This is a genomic window from Niabella sp. ZPM-14 (assembly GCF_055693045.2).
This window is the reverse complement of record NZ_CM181148.1, coordinates 1,216,757-1,239,820: the sequence shown is the minus strand read 5'-3', so window position 1 is coordinate 1,239,820 and position 23,064 is coordinate 1,216,757. Positions and strand designations below refer to the sequence as shown.

Annotated in this window: 18 protein-coding genes; 9 read left to right on the top strand and 9 right to left on the bottom strand. The window is 46.7% G+C overall.

Annotated features, from left to right (window positions below; genetic code table 11):
* Positions 1–214: 214 nt before the first annotated feature.
* Complete coding sequence (sucC, locus tag ACU37H_RS05265) at positions 215–1,426, bottom strand: ADP-forming succinate--CoA ligase subunit beta (RefSeq protein ID WP_472703314.1); 1,212 nt, start codon at positions 1,424–1,426, stop codon at positions 215–217.
* 256 nt (positions 1,427–1,682) lie between these two features.
* Here sucC and ACU37H_RS05260 point away from each other — a divergent pair, with 256 nt between their 5' ends.
* Positions 1,683–2,507, top strand: a complete 825-nt coding sequence (locus tag ACU37H_RS05260) for a purine-nucleoside phosphorylase (RefSeq protein WP_472703313.1) — start codon at positions 1,683–1,685, stop codon at positions 2,505–2,507.
* A gap of 9 nt (positions 2,508–2,516) precedes the next feature.
* Positions 2,517–4,586, top strand: a complete 2,070-nt coding sequence (locus tag ACU37H_RS05255) for a putative porin (protein ID WP_472703312.1) — start codon at positions 2,517–2,519, stop codon at positions 4,584–4,586.
* On the opposite strand, the gene ACU37H_RS05250 is transcribed toward ACU37H_RS05255, so the two are convergent.
* From ACU37H_RS05250 to ACU37H_RS05240, 3 genes are all read right to left on the bottom strand, one after another.
* On the bottom strand, positions 4,583–5,959 hold the full coding sequence (locus tag ACU37H_RS05250) for a hypothetical protein (protein WP_472703311.1): 1,377 nt from the start codon (positions 5,957–5,959) through the stop codon (positions 4,583–4,585). The two genes, ACU37H_RS05255 and ACU37H_RS05250, sit on opposite strands and share 4 nt — an antisense overlap.
* 198 nt (positions 5,960–6,157) lie before the next feature.
* On the bottom strand, positions 6,158–6,889 hold the full coding sequence (locus ACU37H_RS05245) for a heavy-metal-associated domain-containing protein (RefSeq protein WP_472703310.1): 732 nt from the start codon (positions 6,887–6,889) through the stop codon (positions 6,158–6,160).
* 351 nt (positions 6,890–7,240) lie between these two features.
* Positions 7,241–8,236 (bottom strand): DUF8428 domain-containing protein, encoded by a 996-nt coding sequence (locus ACU37H_RS05240; protein WP_472703309.1) that lies wholly within the window; start codon positions 8,234–8,236, stop codon positions 7,241–7,243.
* A 187-nt stretch (positions 8,237–8,423) separates the two neighbouring features.
* Here ACU37H_RS05240 and holA point away from each other — a divergent pair, with 187 nt between their 5' ends.
* Positions 8,424–9,419: a DNA polymerase III subunit delta gene (gene holA, locus ACU37H_RS05235; RefSeq protein WP_472703308.1), complete on the top strand. Its 996-nt coding sequence runs from the start codon at positions 8,424–8,426 to the stop codon at positions 9,417–9,419.
* A 64-nt stretch (positions 9,420–9,483) separates the two neighbouring features.
* On the opposite strand, the gene ACU37H_RS05230 is transcribed toward holA, so the two are convergent.
* Positions 9,484–10,569 (bottom strand): anhydro-N-acetylmuramic acid kinase, encoded by a 1,086-nt coding sequence (locus ACU37H_RS05230; RefSeq protein WP_472703307.1) that lies wholly within the window; start codon positions 10,567–10,569, stop codon positions 9,484–9,486.
* A 421-nt stretch (positions 10,570–10,990) separates the two neighbouring features.
* Between ACU37H_RS05230 and upp the strand changes: the two genes are divergently transcribed.
* Positions 10,991–11,641 (top strand): uracil phosphoribosyltransferase, encoded by a 651-nt coding sequence (gene upp / locus ACU37H_RS05225; RefSeq protein ID WP_472703306.1) that lies wholly within the window; start codon positions 10,991–10,993, stop codon positions 11,639–11,641.
* Between the two features lie 126 nt (positions 11,642–11,767).
* On the opposite strand, the gene ACU37H_RS05220 is transcribed toward upp, so the two are convergent.
* Positions 11,768–13,543 carry a DUF8202 domain-containing protein gene (locus ACU37H_RS05220; RefSeq protein ID WP_472703305.1) on the bottom strand — a complete coding sequence of 592 codons (1,776 nt, stop codon included), beginning with the start codon at positions 13,541–13,543 and terminating at the stop codon, positions 11,768–11,770.
* 357 nt (positions 13,544–13,900) lie between these two features.
* Here ACU37H_RS05220 and ACU37H_RS05215 point away from each other — a divergent pair, with 357 nt between their 5' ends.
* Positions 13,901–14,602, top strand: coding sequence for an SAM-dependent methyltransferase (locus tag ACU37H_RS05215; protein ID WP_472703304.1), 702 nt, complete (start codon positions 13,901–13,903; stop codon positions 14,600–14,602).
* A gap of 54 nt (positions 14,603–14,656) precedes the next feature.
* On the opposite strand, the gene ACU37H_RS05210 is transcribed toward ACU37H_RS05215, so the two are convergent.
* On the bottom strand, positions 14,657–15,103 hold the full coding sequence (locus tag ACU37H_RS05210) for a hypothetical protein (protein ID WP_472703303.1): 447 nt from the start codon (positions 15,101–15,103) through the stop codon (positions 14,657–14,659).
* Between the two features lie 315 nt (positions 15,104–15,418).
* On the opposite strand from ACU37H_RS05210, the gene ACU37H_RS05205 reads away from it, so the two are divergent.
* From ACU37H_RS05205 to argC, 3 genes are all read left to right on the top strand, one after another.
* Positions 15,419–16,111, top strand: a complete 693-nt coding sequence (locus ACU37H_RS05205) for a GNAT family N-acetyltransferase (RefSeq protein ID WP_472703302.1) — start codon at positions 15,419–15,421, stop codon at positions 16,109–16,111.
* A gap of 24 nt (positions 16,112–16,135) precedes the next feature.
* Positions 16,136–17,353, top strand: coding sequence for an argininosuccinate synthase (argG, locus tag ACU37H_RS05200; protein WP_472703301.1), 1,218 nt, complete (start codon positions 16,136–16,138; stop codon positions 17,351–17,353).
* 147 nt (positions 17,354–17,500) lie between these two features.
* Positions 17,501–18,481 (top strand): N-acetyl-gamma-glutamyl-phosphate reductase, encoded by a 981-nt coding sequence (gene argC / locus ACU37H_RS05195; protein ID WP_472703300.1) that lies wholly within the window; start codon positions 17,501–17,503, stop codon positions 18,479–18,481.
* 178 nt (positions 18,482–18,659) lie between these two features.
* Here argC and ACU37H_RS05190 read toward each other — a convergent pair whose 3' ends face one another.
* The gene (locus ACU37H_RS05190) at positions 18,660–19,487 is read right to left on the bottom strand and encodes an SAM hydrolase/SAM-dependent halogenase family protein (protein ID WP_472703299.1); all 828 of its coding nucleotides are present in this window, start codon (positions 19,485–19,487) and stop codon (positions 18,660–18,662) included.
* A gap of 77 nt (positions 19,488–19,564) precedes the next feature.
* Entirely contained in the window at positions 19,565–20,374 is an 810-nt protein-coding gene (locus ACU37H_RS05185; protein ID WP_472703298.1) for an SDR family oxidoreductase, read from the bottom strand.
* A gap of 165 nt (positions 20,375–20,539) precedes the next feature.
* Here ACU37H_RS05185 and ACU37H_RS05180 point away from each other — a divergent pair, with 165 nt between their 5' ends.
* Positions 20,540–22,996 (top strand): bifunctional glycoside hydrolase family 9 protein/polysaccharide deacetylase, encoded by a 2,457-nt coding sequence (locus tag ACU37H_RS05180; protein WP_472703297.1) that lies wholly within the window; start codon positions 20,540–20,542, stop codon positions 22,994–22,996.
* Positions 22,997–23,064: the final 68 nt, after the last annotated feature.

The window sequence follows — 23,064 nt, the reverse complement described above, 5'->3', positions numbered from 1 at the left end:
AGCAGCGACCAATGTCCGAACGGCACGGTTTTATTGGGCGATCGTTACGTTTTAATATTCCGGTTTTTATAAACCTGAAAGGTTAGCGCTTTAATAGTTTATCTGTTGATCGTTGTGGCGAATGGGGTACAAACGCCCCACTATATTTATGCATTAAAAAAGAAAAAGCCGCATCGTCGGATGCGGCTTTAAAAATATCAGTATATGTATCCTGTTAGGCTACAGCTTTCTTAACCAGATCAGCGGCTTCGCTCAGCAAAATAGCGGATTGCACTTTCAGGCCACTTTCATCGATCAGTTTTTTAGCTTCAGCAGCGTTGGTGCCCTGCAGTCTGACGATGATAGGGATCTCTATATTGCCCAGATTTTTGTAGGCTTCGATCACGCCCGCTGCTACACGATCGCAACGCACGATGCCGCCGAAGATGTTGATCAGGATGGCTTTTACCGCCGGGTCTTTCATGATGATCTTAAATCCGGCTTCGACGGTTTGCGCATTAGCGGTACCTCCTACGTCGAGGAAGTTGGCCGGCTCGCCACCGCTCAGTTTGATCATATCCATTGTTGCCATCGCCAAACCGGCACCATTTACCATACAACCTACATTACCATCTAGTTTAACGAAGTTGAGGTTGTATTTTCCGGCTTCTACTTCAGTAGGATCTTCTTCAGTGATATCTCTCAATGTAGCCAGGTCTGCATGACGGATCATGGCGTTATCATCGAGGTTCATTTTACAGTCTACGGCAATGATCTTGTCATCCGCAGCTTTAAACAGCGGGTTGATCTCCAGCATGCTGCAATCGAGCCCTACATAAGCATTATACAGGTTCGTAACGAATTTTACGCAGTTTTTAAATGCTTCCCCTTTCAAACCCAGGTTGAAAGCGATCTTGCGCGCCTGGAAACCCTGCAATCCGCCAGAGGGGTGTACCCACTCTTTAAAGATCTTTTCAGGCGTATCGTGCGCCACGTCTTCAATGTTCATACCACCCTCAGTGCTGTACATGATAACGTTCTTACCATTGGAACGATCGAGCAATATAGAAAGATAGAACTCTTGTCTTTCGCTGGGGCCATCATAATACATATCCTGTGCTACAAAGATCTTGTTGACCACTTTGCCGGACGGACCTGTTTGTACGGTCACCAGGGTGCCGCCCAGGATGCCTTTGGCAAATTCTTGTATGTCTTCTAATGATTTCGCAACTTTCACACCGTTGATGCCGGTTTCTTTGACGGTTCCTTTTCCGCGTCCACCCGCGTGGATCTGCGCTTTCACTACCGCAAACTTGCTGCCCGAATCTGTCTTGATCTTCCGGTAAGCTTCTTCAGCTTCCTGAACAGAGCTACATGCGTAGCCTTCCTGCACGGGTACATTGTATTTTTTCAGTAACTCTTTTGCCTGATATTCATGAAGGTTCATAGTAAAAAATCTTTTGCCACGAAGTTAAGGGAAAGTTTTATTCGCGCAGGCCGGTTGGCGTTGAGAATCGCTGAATATATAAGTTAAGTTTATAAAATCTTATGAAAAGCCCGTCTTATGCGGCTGCCGGCCTCCGGTATCTCAGCGCTTTCCTTTCTAAACCCTTATCAACCTGTTAACTTTTAACCGGTTCGTTTTTCAACAACCACTACCAATCAACCTTTCGCTATATTTGCTCACTTATAAATGAATCGTTATGGGTGAGCCTATCGTAGAAAAAGTAAATGAAACGGCTGCGTTCCTGAAAGCGCAATATGCAACACAGCCGGAGGTGGCGATCATCCTGGGCAGCGGCCTGGGCAACTTCGTTCAAAAGATCAACGTGGAGAAAGAGGTTCCCTACGCCGAGATCCCGCATTTCCCCGTCTCCACGGTGAAAGGACATTCCGGAAAAATGATCTTCGGAGAACTTTCGGGTAAAAAAGTGGTGGCGATGAGCGGGCGGTTTCATTTTTATGAAGGCTATACGCCTCAGGAAGTAGTCTTCCCGATCCGTGTATTGAAGATGCTGGGGGTGAACACCTTATTATTAAGCAATGCAGCGGGCGGCGTGAATGAAGCTTTTTCGGTAGGTGATATTATGATCATCAACGACCATATCAGCTTCAGTACGCCCAATCCATTGATCGGTAAGAACATTGAGGAATGGGGCACGCGCTTTCCGGATATGAGCGAGCCGTATAAAAGGCACCTTATCGCAAAAGCCAAAACCATTGGCGCCGAAGCCGGCATAGCATTGCATGAAGGTGTATACTTTGTCGTGACAGGGCCTACCTTTGAAACGAGGGCAGAGTACCGGCTGATTAAGATCGTGGGTGCAGATGCAGTGGGGATGAGCACTGTACAGGAGTGTATCGTGGCCAATCACATGGGCATGGATGTTTTCGCGGTGAGTGTGATTACCGATCTGGGCATCAGGGAAGAAGATAATATTATCACCCATGAAGAAGTGTTGGAAGCTGCCAACGCGGCAGAGCCCAAACTGGCGCATTTATTTACCGAATTAATCAAAGCATTATAACAGCGTTTCATGAGAGGTTTCTTGGTTATATTATTGGTCTTCCTCAGCGTCGGAGCTATTGCTCAGAACCCGATCAGGAGTGTGGGAGACCGGTTCCGCGGTATCAGCAATGCGGGCAGTGGCAATGACTCGCTGGGAAAACGAAATAAGTTCGAAGATTCCATCACGATCAGCTACCGCTACCTGGATACAGCAAGGACTTACCGACTTGATTCTTCGATCAATGATTTCACGGTGAAATACCCTATTCCCGCCGATTATTATTACCTCGGTAATACGGGTAGTGCGGCGCAGTCCTTTTTGTTTGCACCTAACATGAAATCGGGATGGGACGCGGGTTTTCATGCTTATGATATTTACAGATATACGCTGGAAAGGGCCCGTTTCTTTACGGCCACAAGGCCCTATTCGGAAATCAGCTACATGCTGGGTACGCGAAGCGAGCAGTTTATTGAACTGATGCACACCCAGAACATACGGCCCAACTGGAATGCGCATGTGCAGTACCGACTCATCAGTGCGCCCGGTATCTATCGTAACCAGAAAACCAGCCATAATAATTACACGCTTACGAACTGGTTCAACTCAAAAGATAAACGGTACACCAATTATATAGCGATCGTTGCCAATAAGATCAAAGGGGGAGAGAATGGCGGAGTAGATTCATCCGAAAAGTTTATCAATGATCCGGACTATGCCGAAAGGATCCGGATACCGACCAGGTTAGGCGGAGATGCGGGCATTGGCGCCGGCTTGTTTAATACAGACGTTCCGACGGGTAATAAGTATGATGATTTCAACGCCGTGATGCGTCAGCAGTTTGATTTCGGCAGAAAAGATTCTATTGTCAATGATAGTTCGGTGGTGCAGCTGTTTTTCCCTCGTGTGAGATTGGAGCATACGATCCGGTACAGCGCTTATAAATATTTATTCTCTGACGAGAACTCGAGCGCCAATACGGCTATCGCGTATTATAAACAGTATTATGACCTGGATGTCAATCAAAACCCTTTCCGCAGGGAGGATCATTGGAGCGAGTTAGAGAATGATTTTTCGATCTACACATTTCCTGATGAAAAAAATACACAGCAATTTCTAAAACTCGGGGTGGCCTTTCAAAATTTAAAAGGTACGTTCAGGGATGGCGTGACTTCGACAACAGACAGCATCAACTACGCAGATGACCGGACCACAACAGGATATAACCTTATTGGTCATGCAGAATACCGCAACCGCACCAAGAACCAGCGCTGGGACCTGATGGCCCGCGGACGCTTGTATTTTGTGGGGATGAATGCAGCCGATTATGAAGCAGGCGCCAGTATTCAAAGTTCTTTTGGAGACAAGATCGGTTCGTTGAAGCTGGGATTTGAAAACGTGAATCGCACTCCTTCTTATATCACGAATCCCAACAGCTCTTTTTACCTGATGTCGCAGGCGGTGGACCTCAAAAAAGAAAACAGCACGCATTTGTATGCAGACCTTTACCAGCCGGTGATCAAATTGAGGTTAAGCGGTCATTATTACCTGGTGAACAACTACGTGTATTATACCGATTATTATACGATCAACCAGGCAGCGTTATTTAATGTACTGCAAATAGGTGCACATAAAATATTTTCAGCGGGTAAAAGCGACCAGTGGAAGTGGATTTCTGATACTTACTTCCAGCAGCGTATCGGGAATGGCCCGGTAAACGTGCCGACCATCTTTACCAGAAACCGCTTCATGTATGAAGGCAACCTCAAGTTCAACAACCTGAAGATCGCAATGGGTTTTGATACCCGCTACAGAACGAACTATAAAGGCAATAATTACTCTCCTTTATTGGGACAGTTCTTTTACCAGGATTCGACCACTGTGCAGTACAAGCTGCCCGACATTGCGGCGTTTGTCCACTTTCGCATCAACTCATTCCGCGCATTCCTGCGGGCTGAAAACCTGAATACCTTCAGGACTTTGACCAACCGGAACGGAGGCACGGACTTAGGCTTCACAAACAGCAACTTTGCTGCACCTGATTATCCTTATCCGGGCCTCGTGATCCGCTTTGGTGTGTATTGGGGGTTTGTTAATTAACGTCTTGCATTGCTGTTCCACATGCCCGGGTAAATTCGCAGGTATACCTGGCCGGCCATTGGCGCCTTTCCATATAACGAGGACAGATCCTGATCCGGGAGGTAGACGCTTAGTTGTCCTCCTATAGCGACTCTCGTATTGCCGACTTTCAACAGATCGTATGAAGTGCCTGCTGTAAGCGCGTGCACTGGAAACAACGCATCGTGATCAAAATCGTTCTCATCAAGCGCCAGCTCTTCTGCCGATTTTTGCACCCATTCGTACCGCCCGTAAACAGAGACCCTGTTCATCGCATGCGTGCCCTCTACCAGTACCGCATTTTCGCCGGTATGGCCTTTTGATTTATTGAGTCCCCACACTGCGGAAATATTGGTGAAATGTTGATTGTTGTCTTTCGAACTATAGATAACAGAAGCTGTGGTGCGATGCACATTTTCATTGACATGAAGTACTTCTGGCTGTTTGATGAAACCATGTGAAGCCTGCAATGCCCATTTGGCGGTTGGGTTGAAGGAGAGGCGTCCGCTCCAGCTATCGAAGCGCGGCTGGTCAAAATTGTAGCGGTTTTCATTGGGTTCCCGCCCCGTGAAAGACGAGGCCTCGATCTTCCAGTTGCCATAACGATATCCGAGTGTGGCTACTCCGAATGTAATATGAGTAGCATCGATCCAGTGATGGCTCAGTGGCGCGTCTGGATTAAAGAACCCGGATGGCCGGTGCACAAAAGCAGCCGGGCCCAGGGCGGGTTCGCCGGGATAACCGAGGTATAAAAAGAGGTCAGACTTTTTGTTAAAAGCATGAGCATAGCTAACTGAAAGTTCTGAAATCAGATCGTGAGGGTGTTGCCGGTCGATCAGCGGCGCGCCTTTATACGTCTCGCCCGTTTGAAACAACAGTGGGTATCCGGCAGACCCAACCGTTAAAGGATCGAGCGAGAACATCGTGTTGAAATGGAATAACCCTCTTTTTCCCACTGGCCTCTGGCCCATCAGCATCGCCATATTCGGTGCATCGAACTTACTGCCTCCGCGGCTTCCCCGTTCAAAAAGATCCTGCCGGTTATATCTGACAAAAACACTACCGTGGATCATATACATCCACTTTTTTGAGTGATACATGTAGGCATACATCGGTGAATTATCGGGCAGCCATGATGTGCCCGATCCGTTTCTTGTCATTGGCAGGTTGCGCGAAAAGGCATGCGACATCGACATAGCCTGATGATCGTGCTCTTTAGCCGTGTCACTCATGGTCATATGCTCCTGATGAGCTGCTGATGGGGTGGTATCCTTCGGCATGGCATGATGCTCATGTTGTGCCCCGGAGGCAGTGGCGTAGACCAATGCGAACAGTAGTAATATGTAATTTTTCATCCTGATATTTTTTCTTTTTTGATTGATTCGATTCTCGCCCGTCCCGGAGAGGGTGGAACCCGCATGTGCATTGCGTTTGCCAAGGAAATGTATCATGCTTCGTTTTATGCTCTTATAGCTGTATCACACAACAGCTCTCCGGTAAGCATCGGTTGTCTTATTCGGTACGGCAATTTTTGTGCTGGGTTGTCCGGATCGTTATAAATACCGGCTTAACATGATCCCGCTCATCAGGATCATGGCTGCATCTTCAACGATAGTAACGGTGCTCATAGGCAGGTTGAAAACGGCGCCGAGACAAGCACATTTGATCTTTCTTTTATTAAGCACACTTTGTAACACGCCAATCAGGCTCACTGACATGATGATAAAAGTGACGGCGTTGGTAACCACCGGTTCAAAGTTGACTGCGTAGGCAAGACCTAAAAGCAGCTCGATAAAGGCGTAGATATATCCCCATGCAGGTAAACGGCGCGCTATTATGTCATACATGCTATAACTGTCAGCAAAGCCTTTTAGATTCAGCAGTTTAAAAAAGGAAAAGCTCAGGAAAAACCCGCTCATGAAAACATTCATCCACGACATCCAGTCTACGCCGGTTGATGAGGCGCTGAGGAGGAAAGCAATTAATGTGATGTATCCCGCTATCAATAACAGCGGCTGGTAGGTGGCCAGCCAGCTCTTCTGCTCTTCCGCCTCCATGGCTTCGTGCTGGCTATGGCCCGACTCACTGATGGAGTAGGGGCCTGCTTTTGAAATGGCTGTTTGCAAAGTGGTTAAGGGAATGTGTTGCTGCATCGTGATCGTAGCCTGTGGGTCCTCTAGTTGCACATCAGCTTCGGTGATGTCACCGATCTTCAACAATTCGTTTTTGACTTTTGCTACACAACCTTTACAGGTCATGCCGGAGATTTGGTAAGTATGTGTCATTGGTTCTTTTTTTAGAGTATTTCAATAACACAAAGTTAAAAACGGCAGGAGGGGAAAGTGTTGTAGTATTCCTTGTGTGATTTGTAACATTTACGGTTGATCAATGATTACGAATGCTTTTTATATCAAGCTCCGTTCCTCTCGAATCATATTACTGCAACCGAAAGTGGTTTATAAAATGAATAATCAGTCTGCTCATCAGCGAATTTCTGTTCAAAAATGGTATGACTTATCTCCGCGGGAATGGTATATCATGCGTCAGACGGCGCATCCAGGCGCGGTCCATTGAGCATGTAAGACAAAAAAAAGCTGCCCTTTTGGGACAGCTTATTATGTATGGGTTTTTGATACTTATCCGAAGATTCCTTTTCTCAGGCTTCTGATGCCTTCCCCGATTTTGAAACCATTGTGATATACTTCGATTTTGTAATCACCAGGTTTAAAACCTTCTGCGTTTTTGATAGGGAAGCTTACACCTTTACGAGTGCCTGTTTCATATTCTACGGGTACTTTCGCAGTGAAGTTGCGGTCGCCATCCTGGCGTGTCGTCATAGCGCCTGAACCCAGCTCAACATTCTGAACGATCGTGCCTTTAGGATCAGTAACGATCACATAAAGATCGGCAGGACCTGAGGTCGTAATGCGGTTTTCGATGTTGAATGCTACCTGGAGTTTATCCACCCTTCTGGCGAAGCTGGTTTCTTTTTCTTTACCGTTTCTTTTTTCTTTTAAAGGGGTGATGGACATGCCTGAAGCAGAAAGGGTGCTGGCAACGTCAACAGTGTTAGCCAGTTCATCGTTTTCTGCGGTACGCATATCCAGGTTTTGTGTCAGGACTGTTTTTTCTGAAGTCAAATGCGCGTTACGGGCTGTCAGCTCCTGGTTTTCACCTTTTAATTGGGTAACCTGGGCTTCCAGTCGGCCGATCTGGCCATTCAGTTCGCCGATCAGTTGACGGGCTCTTTTTAAATCTGCGGCAGTGGCATTTTTATCGCTCAGGATACGGTTGATCTCCGATTTTCTTGAGTCAATTTCTTTCTGCAAAGCCGTTTTCTCTCCCTGCAGGCTGTTGTTCGCCCCGGTAATAGAATCCAGGCGCATTTCTGCAAGATTGAACATTTGTCTTAGTGAATCAGACTCAGACATCACTGTTTCTGTCTGTGCGTCGTTGCCTGCAAATAAATTTTCATTTTCTGTACCCGAATTTTTGCTCCACAGCAGGTAGCCCCAGGTTCCCAGCAGTGCAACGATGAGGATACCGATTACCAGGTTGCGGCTGCCGTTCGGCTTTGATGGCGTATTATTGGAGGGCTGCTCTGACGCAGACGGATAATTCGTGTTTGCCATAATAAATTGTTTAATTTAAAATACTACAAATAAAAAAACTGCAACGAAGTGCAGAAGGTTAAAATTTTTTCTAATATATACTAAAAATGTCCTCTCAGATCGAACACAAATTATGCCAAATAGGGACCTGTTGGATGCGCCTGGGTTATTTTGATAATATTTTAGGATTTACAATTATCTTGCAACCATGTCTGTCGAAAAGGTAATTTCTGATTGGAAGAAAAAGGCTTATAAACCAGTGTATTGGATCGAGGGAGGCGAGGAATTTTACGTTGATCAGCTCGTCGGTTATGCTGAAGAACACATCCTTTCAGAGAGCGAAGCTTCTTTCAATTTAACTGTTTTTTACGGAAAAGATGCCGCGTGGGCCGATGTGGTGAACGCTTGCCGGAAATATCCCATGTTCTCCGACAGGCAGGTGGTGATCATCAAGGAGGCGCAACAGATGAGGGACGTGGACAAGCTGGAATCTTACATACAAAGTCCGCTGCAATCCACCGTTCTTGTGGTGGCCTTTAAGGATAAAAAGCTGGACTCGCGCACCAAGTTTGCCAAACTGGTAAAGGATAAAACAGAATACATCCTTACCAAAAAATTGTATGATAACGCCTTGCCGGAATGGGTCAATGGCGTCGTGTCCTCTATGGGATACACTATATCTCCCAAAGCAAACGCGCTGATCGTGGACCATATTGGTAACGACCTCAGCCGGATCAGAAACGAACTCGATAAGATACAGATCAACCTCGGCACGAGGAAGTCGATCACAGAAGAAGACGTGGAGAATTATGTAGGCATCAGCAAGGAGTTTAATGTATTCGAGTTGCAGAATGCAATAGCTACGCGCAATCTGGCCAAAGCAATTCGTATCATTCAATATTTTGAGGCCAATCCTAAAGTCGCGCCTATCCAACTGGTGCTTCCTTCACTGTATTCATTTTTCAGCAAAGTGTACATGGTGTTTGGCGCTTCGGGTGGTGAAGATGGTATCGCGAAGCAGATCGGCGTGGGACCGTATTTCGTAAAAAGCTACTTACAGGCTACCAAGACGTATAGCTTCAGAGACGTTGAAAAAATATTATTGTTACTCCACAGCTATAACCTGAAAAGTCTCGGTATCAACGCCGCGCGTGTAGAAGATGCTGAGCTGTTAAAAGAGATGGTGGTGAAAGTGATGATGTGAATTATAGTCTTTGGTCCATAGACTATAGACCATGGACGATCGACTGTGGTCCACACGCCATAGCCTATTCCTCCTGTCCCATCCACATGGCGCCTCCAACGCTGTTTCGTGCCGCACCTGTAACAGAACTCAGCACATTATATTCTTCACGCCAGCGCAAAACGCCCATCAGTGCCATGATCAATGCTTCTTTGTATTGGACCAGCTGCTGATCGGGCACGATCACTTTGACGTTATCTAAAGCGCCCTGTAATTGGTCTACCAGGTAAGTGTTGAAGGCGCCGCCACCCGTAACGAGCAATGGTTCTCCCTGTCCGGGTTGAACGTGCGGCATCAGTGAATTTTTTATTTGTCGTACGATATGCGCCACGTAGGTCCGGAGTGCATCCGGCGTGGATAGTTCGTATTTTTTAATGAGGGGGTAAACCGTGTCGGTGCCGAAGCTGTTGGCCAGCGACTTCGGAGAAGGTAATGTGTAATAAGAAAGCCCGTTCAATTCGTTCAGCAGCCCCTGATGAACCTGACCACTACTTGCCAAAGCGCCGTTGTTGTCATAATCCCGGCCAGCATCCTGGGCGAGCATATTCAGCACGCGGTTGGCCGCGCAAATATCGAAGGCGGTATAATCGTCGCCTTTATTGATCGAGATATTGGCGATACCACCAATATTCAGGAAGTAGTTGTATTGCGGAAACAGTAGCCGCTCGCCAATCGGTACTATCGGGGCGCCCTGACCGCCAAAGGCCACGTCCATGCTCCTGAGATCACTTACCACCGGCAGTTGCGTAGTTGCAGCGATGGCAGCACCGTCGCCCAGCTGCGCCGTCATTTTTTGTGCGGGCATATGAAAAGTCGTATGTCCATGCGAGGCAATCACGGCGACTTTAAACTGAAGCTGATGTTGATTGATAAACTCGTTGACGCACCGACCGATATAGTGACCATATTTTGTATGAAGCAGCTGGTACTCCAGGGCTGAAAGGGTAGTGGCACTTTTTAGCTTTTCTGTCCAGGTGGAATTGTAAGGCAGACAATCGGCATGCACGATCTCGTAACTCCATTTTCCGCCGTTTTCGAGTATTTCCGCAAAAACAATATCCAATCCGTCAAGCGAGCTGCCGCTCATGAGTCCGATAGCGCGATAAATCATAATGAAAAATTTACAAGTTGAAAGGTTGAGGTAATGTGTGCATCGCAATGGGATGGTATATATGGAAAGTAATCACAACCGGCGGATGAATTGTGCCGTGCCGGGCCCCATGAAATTCGCCACGGATGCTATATAATCTCCTGTTTGCCCCCATAAAAAGATATAATACTGTAAGTTTGCGAAAGTAATGAAACCGCGAGTAATTGCACCGCCTGGTAGAAAAAGGTTTCGGTGGTATCTTCAGTAGTTTCATTGAAGATCTCCGACAATGGCATCAATTTGATTGGAATGAATCTGCCTTGAAAAGGTCGCGCATACTGCGTTTCATGATCGCCCTGTGGCGAAAATTGAACCCGCGTGAAGAGAGCGCTTTGCGCAGCTGATGTGTTTTGAATAAACCTTTAACAAAAGCCGCTACAGCATGATTAAAAACTTAAGTGACAACCACAGCCTGCTAAGCAATTGGGTCAGTGAACTGCGCGATGTCGACGTTCAGGACGATCGCATGAGATTCAGGCGAAACCTGGAGCGCATCGGGGAAGTACTGGCTTATGAAATAAGTAAAGAGTTGCCTTCCCTGATCAAAGAAACACAGACACCATTGGGCATTTCTGAAAGTAAGGTCCTCAAAGAGCAACCCGTGCTGGCAACGATCCTGCGCGCAGGCCTCGCACTGCACCAGGGGCTATTAAATTATTTTGACAAAGCTGACAACGCCTTTATCTCTGCTTACCGCAAGCATCATAAAGATGGCACTTTTGATATCGAGGTGGAATATATCAGTACGCCTGATCTGGATAACAGGATCCTGATCCTGTCTGATCCCATGCTGGCCACCGGAGCTTCACTGGTGAAGACCATTCAGTACCTGAAAAATGAAGGCGCGCCGAAAGAAATTCATATCGCTGCGGCAATTGCCTGTGTCGAAGGCATTGAGTATGTGGTCCGCGAAGTGCCTGAAGCTAAAATATGGTGTGGGGATATCGACGAAGAGTTGACGGCAAAGGGGTATATCGTTCCGGGCCTGGGCGATGCCGGTGATCTGGCTTATGGAAGTAAGGCGCAGAATTAGTAGAATACAAAAGAGGATGATTGAAATTTGAGCTTCAACCATCCTCTTCACTTTTATTCCTGTATAATCTGACTTTTCAGGGACAGGCGATTGTTGGTTATAAGTCCGAAAGCGCCTGGAGACGGGTTATTTTATAACCTTAACGGCCTTGGAGTAAGCCTTACTGCCGTCTTTATCTACCTGAACAATCCGTATGTATAAGTCTTCATTTTGTAATTGTGAAACGCCTGCAGATTTCGTACAAGCATGAAATGCAGCTGCCATACCTATCGCTGCCAATAAGAAATACCATTTGCGGCGCCTTTTATAAAATAGCCCGGTCAGCGCTAACGACGTAAGGCCCATAAATGTGATCGCGCCTGTTGCAACAGAAAAGCTATAGCTAAGCGGCGACGAAGAATTGCCGTCTTGGGCTTTGGATATTGCCGTACCTATTTTGAAAAACTGTTTGCCGTCTTTCGATGCTTCGATGTCAAAATAGCTATTATTGGCTTCAGAGGCGGTCTGCCAATTTATTAAGAGCTGATTCTCCGACCAGGAAGCGGCGATACTTAGGAAATTTACCGGAAGAGGCGTGTTGGATGACGTTGAGGCAATTGTGAGGTAGCGGATAGCATCTGTGGGTATCACACTGCTGCTGATGCCTGAAACAGTTACGGTGGAACCGGTAACACTGATAGTAATGCCGTTTTGGCCATTTGCCAGCACGGTAGCATTGCTAAAATTGCCATCGTCACTATCGACCAGGAGTCTTAGACTGGCAGCGTTTGCCACATTGTTTCTTAATATAAAATCCATAGAAAAGGTGCCGCCGGAAAAGCCGGTATTTACGACCTTCCATTCTCTTCCGATGCGGCTATAAATACTTTGTCCGGCCGGAAATTCAGCCGAGCCGTCATTGTACATAGCGCCGCCGTTGTTGCCGGCCAACAGGTAAGCACTATTGCCGGCAAAGCTTCCGCTATTGTTGGCGTTAGTGGCAGCCAGCGAAGCCAGGTAAATGCGTGTCGTGTCGTCGATGGTATGTGATTGCTTTTGTAAAAGGCCCGTGTTATCGTCCCGCCCGATTCCCACTACTTGCTGATGATAACCGGCGCTGGCGTCCCATAACAAAGTAGTGCCATTGCTGGCAAAATAGTCGCCAGAAGTACCGCCGGTAGTGGCATCCATCGTGATACCGTATTTGATAGCAAGATAGCTTTCTATTTGTCTGCGTTCGGTGTCAGTCAGCTTCCTGTTGTAAGTAATCACTTCCGCTACGGCTCCGTTCAGGCTTGGGCCTATTTGTATGACCTGGTTAGCGGTGCAGACGTTTAACGCCTGATTAGTTGTCGTCTGCTGCCTTCCGCCATTATAATAATGCAGCGTATTGTTCGTGCCCTGAGTTTCCAGTCCTGTTGCGATAAAAGGAATAGCAGGGGCTGAAATAGGGATAAGGCCTACCGCCTGGGAGCGGCCTCCCACGCGGAGCGAGCCGGAACGCAAACCAGATGTAATAACGAAATTTCCACAGCCGGGATCGGGGAATTGCACAAAAAAATCGCCACCAGATGTATTGGATTTTGCCACGGTGAATACACTTCCGGTAGTATTAGTGTTGATGCCGGTTTCGGCGGCTACTAATTGGTTAGGGCTACTAGGGCTTCGTGTTAAAGTGCTGGCATTAAAGGTGGGGACCGGATAATAGTTGATTGTCTCGGTTAGCGTAGGCTGTGTGCCGGGCGGCGTTACGTTTAAACTATTAACAGCCTGATCATCCCACTGTGAAATAGAACCTCCCGTTTGTGTAATTCCCGCATCAGCTTTTAACCAAAATGTAAGATTGGATGAGACGCCTCCGGGCGATAACTGAGCGAAAAGACTTAGAGGAAACAACAATGCTAGCAAAAATGATAACTTCATAAATAAGAGATTGGTTTAAATGATAGATTGGTTTAAATAATTGATTTGGTTGAAATAAAAGATTGGTTTCAATAAGAGATGGTTTAGTAAAATTATCTTTCCAAGGACAAATATTAGCCATAAAACATATACAAAGATAGCGTTATTTTTATGAAATGGTGCATAGTCACGGCTTCAGGCAGTGCGAACGCACATGCGAAATCAACGCCACGGATTGTAGCGTCCCAAAGTTCGTGGCATAAAACTTTATGCGTCTTCCTTGATTCCCAGGGCGCAGGAGATAAGCTCCCATTCGTAAAAATGTGTGAGCTCGCTGGCGTTGTTGAGTAAAAATTGTATCATTGTCCAAACAACTTCATGCTCGCTACAATCTATTTGATACCTACTTTTCTCCACGAGAATTCTTTAGAAGCTTTACCCGCTTATATTCTGGAGGCTATTGAAAAATGTGAAGTGATCTTTGCAGAAAACGAACGCTCGGCGCGCCGGTATCTGAAGCAGTTAAAAAGGGAAATCGTCATCGACGACTATGAGTGGTTTACAGTTGGTAAAGCGGAAAGTGAAGTACTGCAGGCTTTTCGCAGGAAAGTGAAGGAGGGAAAGACTATCGGTATCATCAGTGAAGCCGGATGTCCGGGTGTGGCTGATCCCGGTCAGCAACTCGTTGCTGCAGCGCAAGAGTTAAATGCGAAAGTGGTGCCATTAGTGGGTCCCAGCTCGATCTTGCTCGCGCTGATGGCCAGCGGGATGAATGGCCAGCAGTTTGCATTCAGAGGCTATCTGCCGATCGATACCCTTCAGCGGTCCAAAATGATCCGGGAGCTGGAAGCGGAATCCAAAAAAAACGTTTGTACGCAGATCTTTATCGAAACGCCTTATCGCAATAACCAGCTGTTAGAAGCGTTGCTTAAAACCTGTGAACCTGCTACCCGCCTGTGCGTAGCGGTAAATATTACAGGTCCTGATGAATGGATCAAAACCAGGACCGTTCAGCAATGGCGCCAGCAAAGCGCAGACCTCCATAAGAAGCCAGCGATATTTTTGTTGATGGGAGCGTGACGTGTGTCCGAGGTGAAACAGACCTGAGTCTCGAAGATACCGTGAATGAGTGTGTTAAAATCCCGGAGTCGGTGCTGCATCCTTCATTGAAATGATGCTGTCAACAATATAGCGCGTATTGCCGCGCCAGGGAAGCACTCCGTTGTATTCTTTGTAGTGCAGGTCGAAGCGCTTGCCGGAGTTCATTTTCAACACATCGAAGACCTTCTTGTCTTTGATGGAGAATTCGAATTCGTTGGACTGTACGCCTCCGCCTACAACGCCGCGGATACCTTCCTGGATCAATTTGCCCTCATAGGTTTTAAAAAGCTGCCCTTTTTCCACCGCAAAGTTCAGGTAACCGGATTTTACACCGTCAGACGTATAAGGATAATAAAACTTCCAATAGATGTACCCTGCAGCGATCAGTATCACAACCAATAAGGCGATCAGGAAGAATCTGGCACAACCCTTGCGCTTCCGCGGTTGTAAGTTTTGTTCCGGTACGGGTTCTATAGGCATAAAAAAGGTAGTCTTTAATTTAATTTTAATAATACAATATTAATTTATTGCATTAAATTTGCCGCTCTAAAAATAGTATTTGTTTTCGTATGAGCAATATTCTTAGTCATACCAAATATTTTGTATTTCACCCCTGCATAACGACGGGTGTTTATGCGGTAGGCTTTGATGTGTTCATATTTTCTCCGCGTCCACAACGCTGTTGCCCTATTTACTGACAGGACATACCTATCGCCAAAGGCGCCTGTCAGTGGAAATACTCTGGATCAAAATACTTTAAGGGCAGGCACCCCGCAAAAAATACAAATACAAATAGTGGACAATCAGGCAATTATAGTAAGAGTAGCAACCTCTGAAGATAAAAAATTTTCGACAATCATTACCGACGAAATGGCGTCCTCCGCTGCGGCAAGAGGCACAGGTATTGCACGTCGTAGTCCGGAATACATTGAAAAGAAGATTGACGAAGGTAAAGCCGTCATTGCTTTGACCAAAGCAGGCGAGTGGGTAGGTTTCTGTTATATCGAAACCTGGAGCCACGGGGAGTATGTGGCGAATTCGGGCCTCATCGTATCCCCTAATTTCCGCAAAAGCGGCGTGGCTAAAAAGATCAAGCAAACCATTTTCAATTTAAGCCGCAAGCTGTATCCCCAGGCAAAAATATTTGGCCTGACTACAGGATTGGCAGTGATGAAGATCAACAGCGAACTGGGATACGAGCCGGTAACCTACTCCGAGCTAACGCAGGACGAACAGTTCTGGGCAGGATGCAAGAGCTGCGTCAATTATGATATTTTGATGGCAAAGGAACGCAAGAATTGTATGTGCACGGCTATGCTCTACGATCCCAAAGATCATTATGAGCCAGAGGAGACCAAAGCCTTTTTCGAGGAAAATCAATCCAGCTTAGAGCGCCTGTTGCGTCTCAAACAGTGGAAATTCCTTAAGCCATTTCGCAGGAAGGAAAAAAACGGTGGTTCCGGTGCTCCCTTAAAAATATTCTTTTAATACGGTCTAATAAATTATTGATACATGGCAAAAAAAGTTGTTCTAGGATTTAGCGGTGGTTTAGACACTACCTTTTGTGTGAAATACCTGACGGAAGATAAAGGCTATGAAGTGTACAGCATCATCGTCAATACCGGTGGCTTCTCCGAAGAGGAATTAGAAAATATTGAAGCCCATGCTAAAAAGCTCGGCGTCAAATCGCATAAGACAGTAGACGCCGTAGAAAACTATTATAACTCGATTGTCAAATATCTGGTATATGGTAACATCCTAAAAAACAATACCTATCCCTTAAGCGTTTCTGCTGAAAGGCTGAGCCAGGCATTACACATTGCCGAATATGCGAAGCAAATCAATGCAGACGCCGTAGCCCACGGCAGTACCGGGGCGGGCAACGACCAGGTGCGCTTCGACATGATCCTGAATATCATTGCGCCCGGAACCGAGATCATCACACCCATTCGTGATCTGCAGCTTAGCCGCGAGTCGGAGATCGAATACCTGAAAAGCAAAGGAGTGGAAATGAACTTCGAAAAGGCGGTATATTCCATCAATAAAGGACTTTGGGGCACCAGCGTTGGCGGAAAAGAAACGCTGCATTCAAAAGGCATGCTGCCGGAAGAGGCATGGCCTACACAAGTGACCAAAACCGGAAGTGAAGAAGTGGTGCTTCAATTTGTGGAGGGAGAGCTGACAGCGGTAAATGGTGAAAAGTTTGATCATCCCACAGAAGCAATTCAGCACCTGCAGGCAATTGCCGGTCCTTATGGCATCGGTCGTGATATTCACGTTGGCGACACCATCATCGGGATCAAAGGCAGAGTCGGTTTTGAGGCGGCTGCTCCTATCCTGATCCTGAAAGGACATCATGCTTTAGAAAAGCATGTATTGAGCAAATGGCAATTGCAATGGAAAGATCAGATCGCCCAGTTTTATGGTACCTGGTTGCATGAAGGACAGATCCTGGATCCCGTGATGCGCGATATGGAGGCCTATCTCGAAAGCAGCCAGAGAAATGTTACAGGGAAAGTATTCATTCAGCTTTATCCGTATCGCTACCAGGTTATCGGTATCGAAAGTGACTTTGACCTGATGAACAGTGTATTTGGCAGCTATGGAGAAATGAATGCAGGCTTCACCGGGGAGGATGTAAAAGGTTTCACCCGCATATTTGGAAATCAGACGGCGATCTATCACCTTGTAAAAGAAAGTGTGAATCACAAGAACGCCAGCGAATTTTAATAACGAGTTGACAGCGGAAAGACGGTAGTTGACAGGACAATAAATGTAGTTTTAATGGAAGTTAAGTGCTGAGAGAACAAGGTTAACGACTTATGATGCAAATCCTGTCATCGGTCAACAATCATCTGTCATCTAAAAGAATCGAGCATGATAAAAGTAGGCATTATAGGAGGCGCAGGTTATACAGGCGGAGAATTGATCCGGTTATTGATCAATCATCCGCAGGTACAGGTAACTTATATTCATAGCCGCAGCAATGCCGGCAAATATGTGTATGAAGTGCACCAGGACCTGATCGGCGACACCGATTTGCAATTCAGCAACGAGGTCGGACAAGATATTGACTGCTTGTTCCTATGCCTCGGACATGGCGAGTCTACCAGGTTTCTAAAGGAGCAGCCTGTTGATGCAGGCATTAAGATCATCGATCTGGCCAATGACTTCCGTTTACAGAAAGATAAAGTGCAGGACGCCATCGGGCGCACCTTTGTGTATGGCCTGCCCGAACTCAATCGGGAGGAGATAAAAGGAGCCGCTAATATTGCGAATCCCGGTTGCTTCGCCACTACGATACAGTTAGGGTTACTGCCGCTGGCTAAGGCCGGACTTTTAAAAGATATTTATACCACCGGGATTACCGGCAGTACCGGTGCCGGTCAATCATTAAGCGCCACTTCTCATTTTAGCTGGCGCGCTAATAATATACAGGCCTATAAAACACTGACGCATCAGCACCTGGGTGAAATAGGGGAGTCGCTCCACCAGTTGCAGGGAGAAGCCGATTTTGATCTGAGCTTTGTGCCCTGGCGCGGAGACTTCACACGAGGCATTTTTGTGAGCTCTACCATTACTACGGATTTGGCTTTGGAAGAGCTCTATCCATTATTTACTGATTTCTATAGCGAACATCCCTTCACGCAAGTGAGCAAATCGCCCGTCTTTTTAAAGCAGGTCGTGAATACCAATAAGGCCGTGATCCACCTGGAAAAAGCCGGAAACAAATTGGTGGTTCATTCCGCGCTTGATAATTTATTAAAGGGCGCAAGTGGCCAGGCCGTTCATAATATGAACCTGGTATTTGGATTAGAAGAGACGCTGGGCCTGAGATTGAAGCCCGCTGCGTTTTAAATAACTGTTTTTAACTTATTGGTTAGAGCCTGTCTACCTAATCCTGACGAAGGGGATATAACCGCATATTTCTTGCATAGGGTACACTATCTCCATGCATTTATGTGGTTGCAGAATCATTTGTACATCAGGGGCATTATTGCGTTGACGACTAGGTACTTCATACAGTCAGAAGTTTCTATTCAAAGTACACTTTAACCGTCTGGTAAAGTAACTGGTTTTGCATGATGGCAGAGGAGCGGCTTACCTTATCTGAATAGCCTTTCAGGCCAAACAATCCCGCAGCGTTGCCTTTGTTGATCGCAATTTCAAGATAGTCGGCACTGTTAAAAAGCGCTAGCTTTTCTCCATCAGGAACATCCGCATACGACTCGCTGATCTTATTGATCACTTCATCCCGCAGGAAAACGATCTTAAATGCCCGTCCCTGGCGCTGCTCCTCAAATTGTGTTTTGGTGATATTTACAATGACGTTCTCAAAGTTGTCGATGAAGATGATCTGCCCTTCGATAAAATTCTTACTTCCCAGCGGCAGCAGCGGGTTCTTTTCAACAAAGTTGATATCAGGAGTACCGATTTTTTGGATAGATTCGCCATTTGCCAACCGTGTGATCGTTTCGGCAATCACCTTTGTGCAATACAGGGTATTTTTATTAGCATCCTTTTCCAGCTCGATCCCCATCACCATGTCCGGCTTCTCTTCCAGGATCATGTTGAGCAATCCGTTGTCTGCACAAAAGATATATTGATTCTTATGAAAAGCCAACAGAAGGTTTTTCGGCTTCCTGTCAAAAAGATTTACCAATATGATATGATAGGTAAACTCCGGGAAATTCTTGAAAGCGCCGCGACAAACATAAGAGGCCTGCGGGAAATTGAACGGCGCAATATTGTGAGAAATGTCGATTAATTGCAGGTCTGGATTCGCTTGCAGCAGCTGAGCTTTGATAGCCCCGACAAGATAGTCGTTATGCCCAATATCTGATGTAAGCGTTACAAAATTCATGTAGTTGAAGCCCCCGCTTTCTTTTGGCGGTGCAAGTTATCGGTTTTTATAATGTGATGAAGTAGTTATTCCGCTTATTATTTGATCAGTTGCTTATCCTTAAAATAAAATTTATGCACCAGTTTATCTGCCAGCGACGGGAAAAATTTGTTGAGGAATACCGTTTCTTTCCCTGTCAGCGTAAGTACCAATGTTCTTTTTTTCTTTACAACGGCATTCAGCAGGTGTTCCGCACAATCTTCCGCGCTCATCATCTTTCCTTCATCCATCGGATTTTCTTTTTGTGTTTCGCCCTTGTCGTTCAAAGCATGATCCCTGATCTTGGATGAAGTGAATCCAGGGCTTACCCACATGACGTGTACGCCGTCATCTTTCAGCTCTGTTTTCAACGACTCTAAAAAGCCCTGCAACGCAAACTTGCTGGCCGAGTATCCCGTTCTGCCCGGCAGTCCCCGGTAACCCGCGATCGAAGAAATGCCCATGATGGTCCCTTTACTTTTGATCAATGCGGGTAATGCAAATTTTGTGCAATAAACGGCTCCGAAGAAATTTATGTCCATTACTTTTTTGATCACGTCCAGTTCGAGGTCCTTAAAAAGGCCTCTCATACTGATCCCTGCGTTGTTGATCAGCAGGTCAACACCTCCAAAAACTTCGATGGTCGACTCGATAAATCGCTTGCAATCCGATTCGTTGCTGACATCAGCTACCAATGTATGTAAGGGCAAAGAAGCATGTTGAGCCTGCAGCTCATAAAGCTTGTCATGGCTCCGGCCACAGGTAGCCACCTTCGCACCATAGGCCAGCAGGGCGTTCACGAGCGCACGTCCGATGCCATCGGTACCGCCCGTAACAATAGCTATTTTATCTTTAAAATGGGCATTCATCTAAACAGGATAAGTTAATTTAAGCAAACCTACTTATAAAACCGCAAAGTTCAATAGGGGCGCGGATGGGTTGCGGACAAAATTTGCAGTACTGCGCCGCAGCTGCCGCCACATCCGCCAGGCCTGTGGATTTTTCGTACATTCAAGGTCTACAATTCAAACGTCATGGCAAGAGTCCTCAACCATCTTTGTTTCCTGTTGCTAACCCTGACGGCCGATGCGCAAAAGACCTGGATCCGCATCAACCAGCTCGGCTACTTGCCCAAAGGGGAGAAGGTGGCCGTGTTGGTTTCAAAAGAAGAGGATACACAGGGCACATTTGCTTTAGTGGATGAACGCACAGATAAGGTTGTATTTAAAGGAGCGGGCAAGGCTTACGGGCGTTATGGACCATTTACCGGGAGCTGGCGATTGAACTTTTCTGCTTTCATTCAACCGGGTTCCTATTACCTGCAATCAGGTGATACGCGATCACCTGTCTTCCGGATATCAGAAGGTATTTATAATGGCAGCGCCGATTTCATCCTCAGGTATATGCGCCAGCAACGCAGCGGGTACAATCCTTTCTTAAAGGATAGTTGTCACCGCCAGGACGGTTTTATCGTGTATCACCGGGATAAGACCAAAGACTCCACTTATATCAACGTGTCAGGCGGATGGCATGATGCATCCGATTACCTTCAATACCTGCCCACTTCAGCCAACGCTACTTACCAGATGATGTTTGCTTATTTACATTATCCCGACCGATATGTTGATCATTATGATGCGCGGGGCAACGCCGGTGCGAATCAGATACCGGATATCATCGATGAGGCCAAATGGGGGCTCGACTGGCTGATCAGGATGAACCCAGGCAAAGAAGAATATTATAATCAACTGGCAGATGACCGGGATCATGCCGGGCTGCGGCTTCCCACAAAGGATAGCGTCGTTTACAGTAAGGACAAAGGTTTCGCGCGGCCGGTTTATTTTATTTCTGGCCAGCCGCAAGGGGAGCGATATAAAAACAGAACCACAGGTGTGGCTTCTTCGGCGGGAAAATTTGCTTCCGCTTTTGCCCTGGGGGCAATCGTGATGAAAGAATTCTACCCAGCCTTTGCGGATAGTCTCATCGCCCGCGCCGTCGATGCTTACGAGTTCGGTAAAAAATATCCGGGCAACACACAGACCCTTTCTGTGAAAGCGCCATATATCTATGCCGAAGATAATGACGCCGATGATATGGAGCTCGCCGCGTTGACGCTATATAAACTGTTGAAGAAAGAAGCGTATCTTGATGAAGGACTTGCGTATGCCCGCATGGAGCCGGTTACGCCCTGGATGGGTGCAGACACGGCGCGCCATTACCAATGGTACCCCTTCGTCAACCTGGGCCATAGCCTCGGCGCTGAACTGGACCGGACACATCGCGCAGAATATCTGTCATTTATCAAACAAGGAATAGATCGCGTGCACGTGCGGGGCCGCCACAATCCCTTCCAGATGGGAGTGCCCTTTATCTGGTGTTCCAACAACCTGGTGACGGCCATGCTGACACAGGTGCACCTGTATCAAAAGCTGACAGGAGACGATCAGTATGATGAACTGGAAGCCGCGTTAAGAGACTGGCTGCTGGGTTGCAATCCCTGGGGCACGAGTATGATCTGCGACCTGCCTGAGCGTGGCGTGGCGCCAAAGGACCCTCATTCAGCCTTCACCTATTTGGTTAATTATAAGATCTCCGGAGGCCTGGTAGATGGACCCGTGTATGGCAGCATCTGGAACAAGCTTATTGGTATCCGGCTGTATGCGGAAGATGAGTTCAGTGAGTTTCAGTCCGAAACCGCCGTGTATCATGATGATTTCGGAGATTATTCTACTAATGAACCGACCATGGACGGAACGGCCAGCCTTAGTTATTATTTATCGGCCATGCAAGGGCAGGGGCGGCGGGAGCCACTCAGGGCCGATTCAGAAGGAGCCGCCGTACAACTGAACAGCGATCAACGTAGGATCTATCTTTTATTCTCCGGCCATGATCAGGTGGAAGGCGCCGCGACCATTCTCAAGACTTTGAAGCAGCATGATGTTAAAGCCAGCTTTTTCCTTACCGGTGATTGTCTGCGAAAGCCCGCAAATCAGGCTATGGTCAGGAATATTATAAATGACGGGCATTATCTTGGATCGCATTCTGACAAACATTTGCTTTACGCGGATTGGTCCAGGCGGGATTCTTTATTGGTAACAAAAGATTCTTTTCAGCATGACATGATTCAGTCTTTAGAAGCACTGAAAGCAGTCCGCGCGCCCGCCGGCAGGTGGTTTCTGCCTCCTTACGAGTGGTACAACAAGAAGGTTACGGGCTGGTGCGAGGAAATGGGATTGAGGACGATCAACTTTACTCCTGGAACCGGAACGAATGCAGACTATACCTGGCCGGGGTTAGGTAATTATAAAAGCAGTAAGGAAATTATAGAGCGGCTGTTCGAGCCTGAAAATAAAGACCGGTTGAAAGGCAATCTGATCCTTATCCATCTGGGTACTGATGCAAGACGAACAGATAAATTGTATCAGCACCTCGACACGATGATCGAAAGATTGCGTCAGTGGTCGTATTCATTCGAAAGATTACCTGGATGAAAAAAAATCCATTTTTATCGATAAAAAGTTTGGTGCGATAATCTGATATTTCTATATTTGCACTCCCA

Coding starts and splice junctions, on each gene's coding strand:
- sucC (WP_472703314.1), bottom strand. CDS start 1,426: ATGAACCTTCATGAATATCAGGCAAAAGAGTTACTGAAAAAATACAAT.
- ACU37H_RS05260 (WP_472703313.1), top strand. CDS start 1,683: ATGGGTGAGCCTATCGTAGAAAAAGTAAATGAAACGGCTGCGTTCCTG.
- ACU37H_RS05255 (WP_472703312.1), top strand. CDS start 2,517: ATGAGAGGTTTCTTGGTTATATTATTGGTCTTCCTCAGCGTCGGAGCT.
- ACU37H_RS05250 (WP_472703311.1), bottom strand. CDS start 5,959: ATGAAAAATTACATATTACTACTGTTCGCATTGGTCTACGCCACTGCC.
- ACU37H_RS05245 (WP_472703310.1), bottom strand. CDS start 6,889: ATGACACATACTTACCAAATCTCCGGCATGACCTGTAAAGGTTGTGTA.
- ACU37H_RS05240 (WP_472703309.1), bottom strand. CDS start 8,236: ATGGCAAACACGAATTATCCGTCTGCGTCAGAGCAGCCCTCCAATAAT.
- holA (WP_472703308.1), top strand. CDS start 8,424: ATGTCTGTCGAAAAGGTAATTTCTGATTGGAAGAAAAAGGCTTATAAA.
- ACU37H_RS05230 (WP_472703307.1), bottom strand. CDS start 10,569: ATGATTTATCGCGCTATCGGACTCATGAGCGGCAGCTCGCTTGACGGA.
- upp (WP_472703306.1), top strand. CDS start 10,991: ATGATTAAAAACTTAAGTGACAACCACAGCCTGCTAAGCAATTGGGTC.
- ACU37H_RS05220 (WP_472703305.1), bottom strand. CDS start 13,543: ATGAAGTTATCATTTTTGCTAGCATTGTTGTTTCCTCTAAGTCTTTTC.
- ACU37H_RS05215 (WP_472703304.1), top strand. CDS start 13,901: ATGCTCGCTACAATCTATTTGATACCTACTTTTCTCCACGAGAATTCT.
- ACU37H_RS05210 (WP_472703303.1), bottom strand. CDS start 15,103: ATGCCTATAGAACCCGTACCGGAACAAAACTTACAACCGCGGAAGCGC.
- argG (WP_472703301.1), top strand. CDS start 16,136: ATGGCAAAAAAAGTTGTTCTAGGATTTAGCGGTGGTTTAGACACTACC.
- argC (WP_472703300.1), top strand. CDS start 17,501: ATGATAAAAGTAGGCATTATAGGAGGCGCAGGTTATACAGGCGGAGAA.
- ACU37H_RS05190 (WP_472703299.1), bottom strand. CDS start 19,487: ATGAATTTTGTAACGCTTACATCAGATATTGGGCATAACGACTATCTT.
- ACU37H_RS05185 (WP_472703298.1), bottom strand. CDS start 20,374: ATGAATGCCCATTTTAAAGATAAAATAGCTATTGTTACGGGCGGTACC.
- ACU37H_RS05180 (WP_472703297.1), top strand. CDS start 20,540: ATGGCAAGAGTCCTCAACCATCTTTGTTTCCTGTTGCTAACCCTGACG.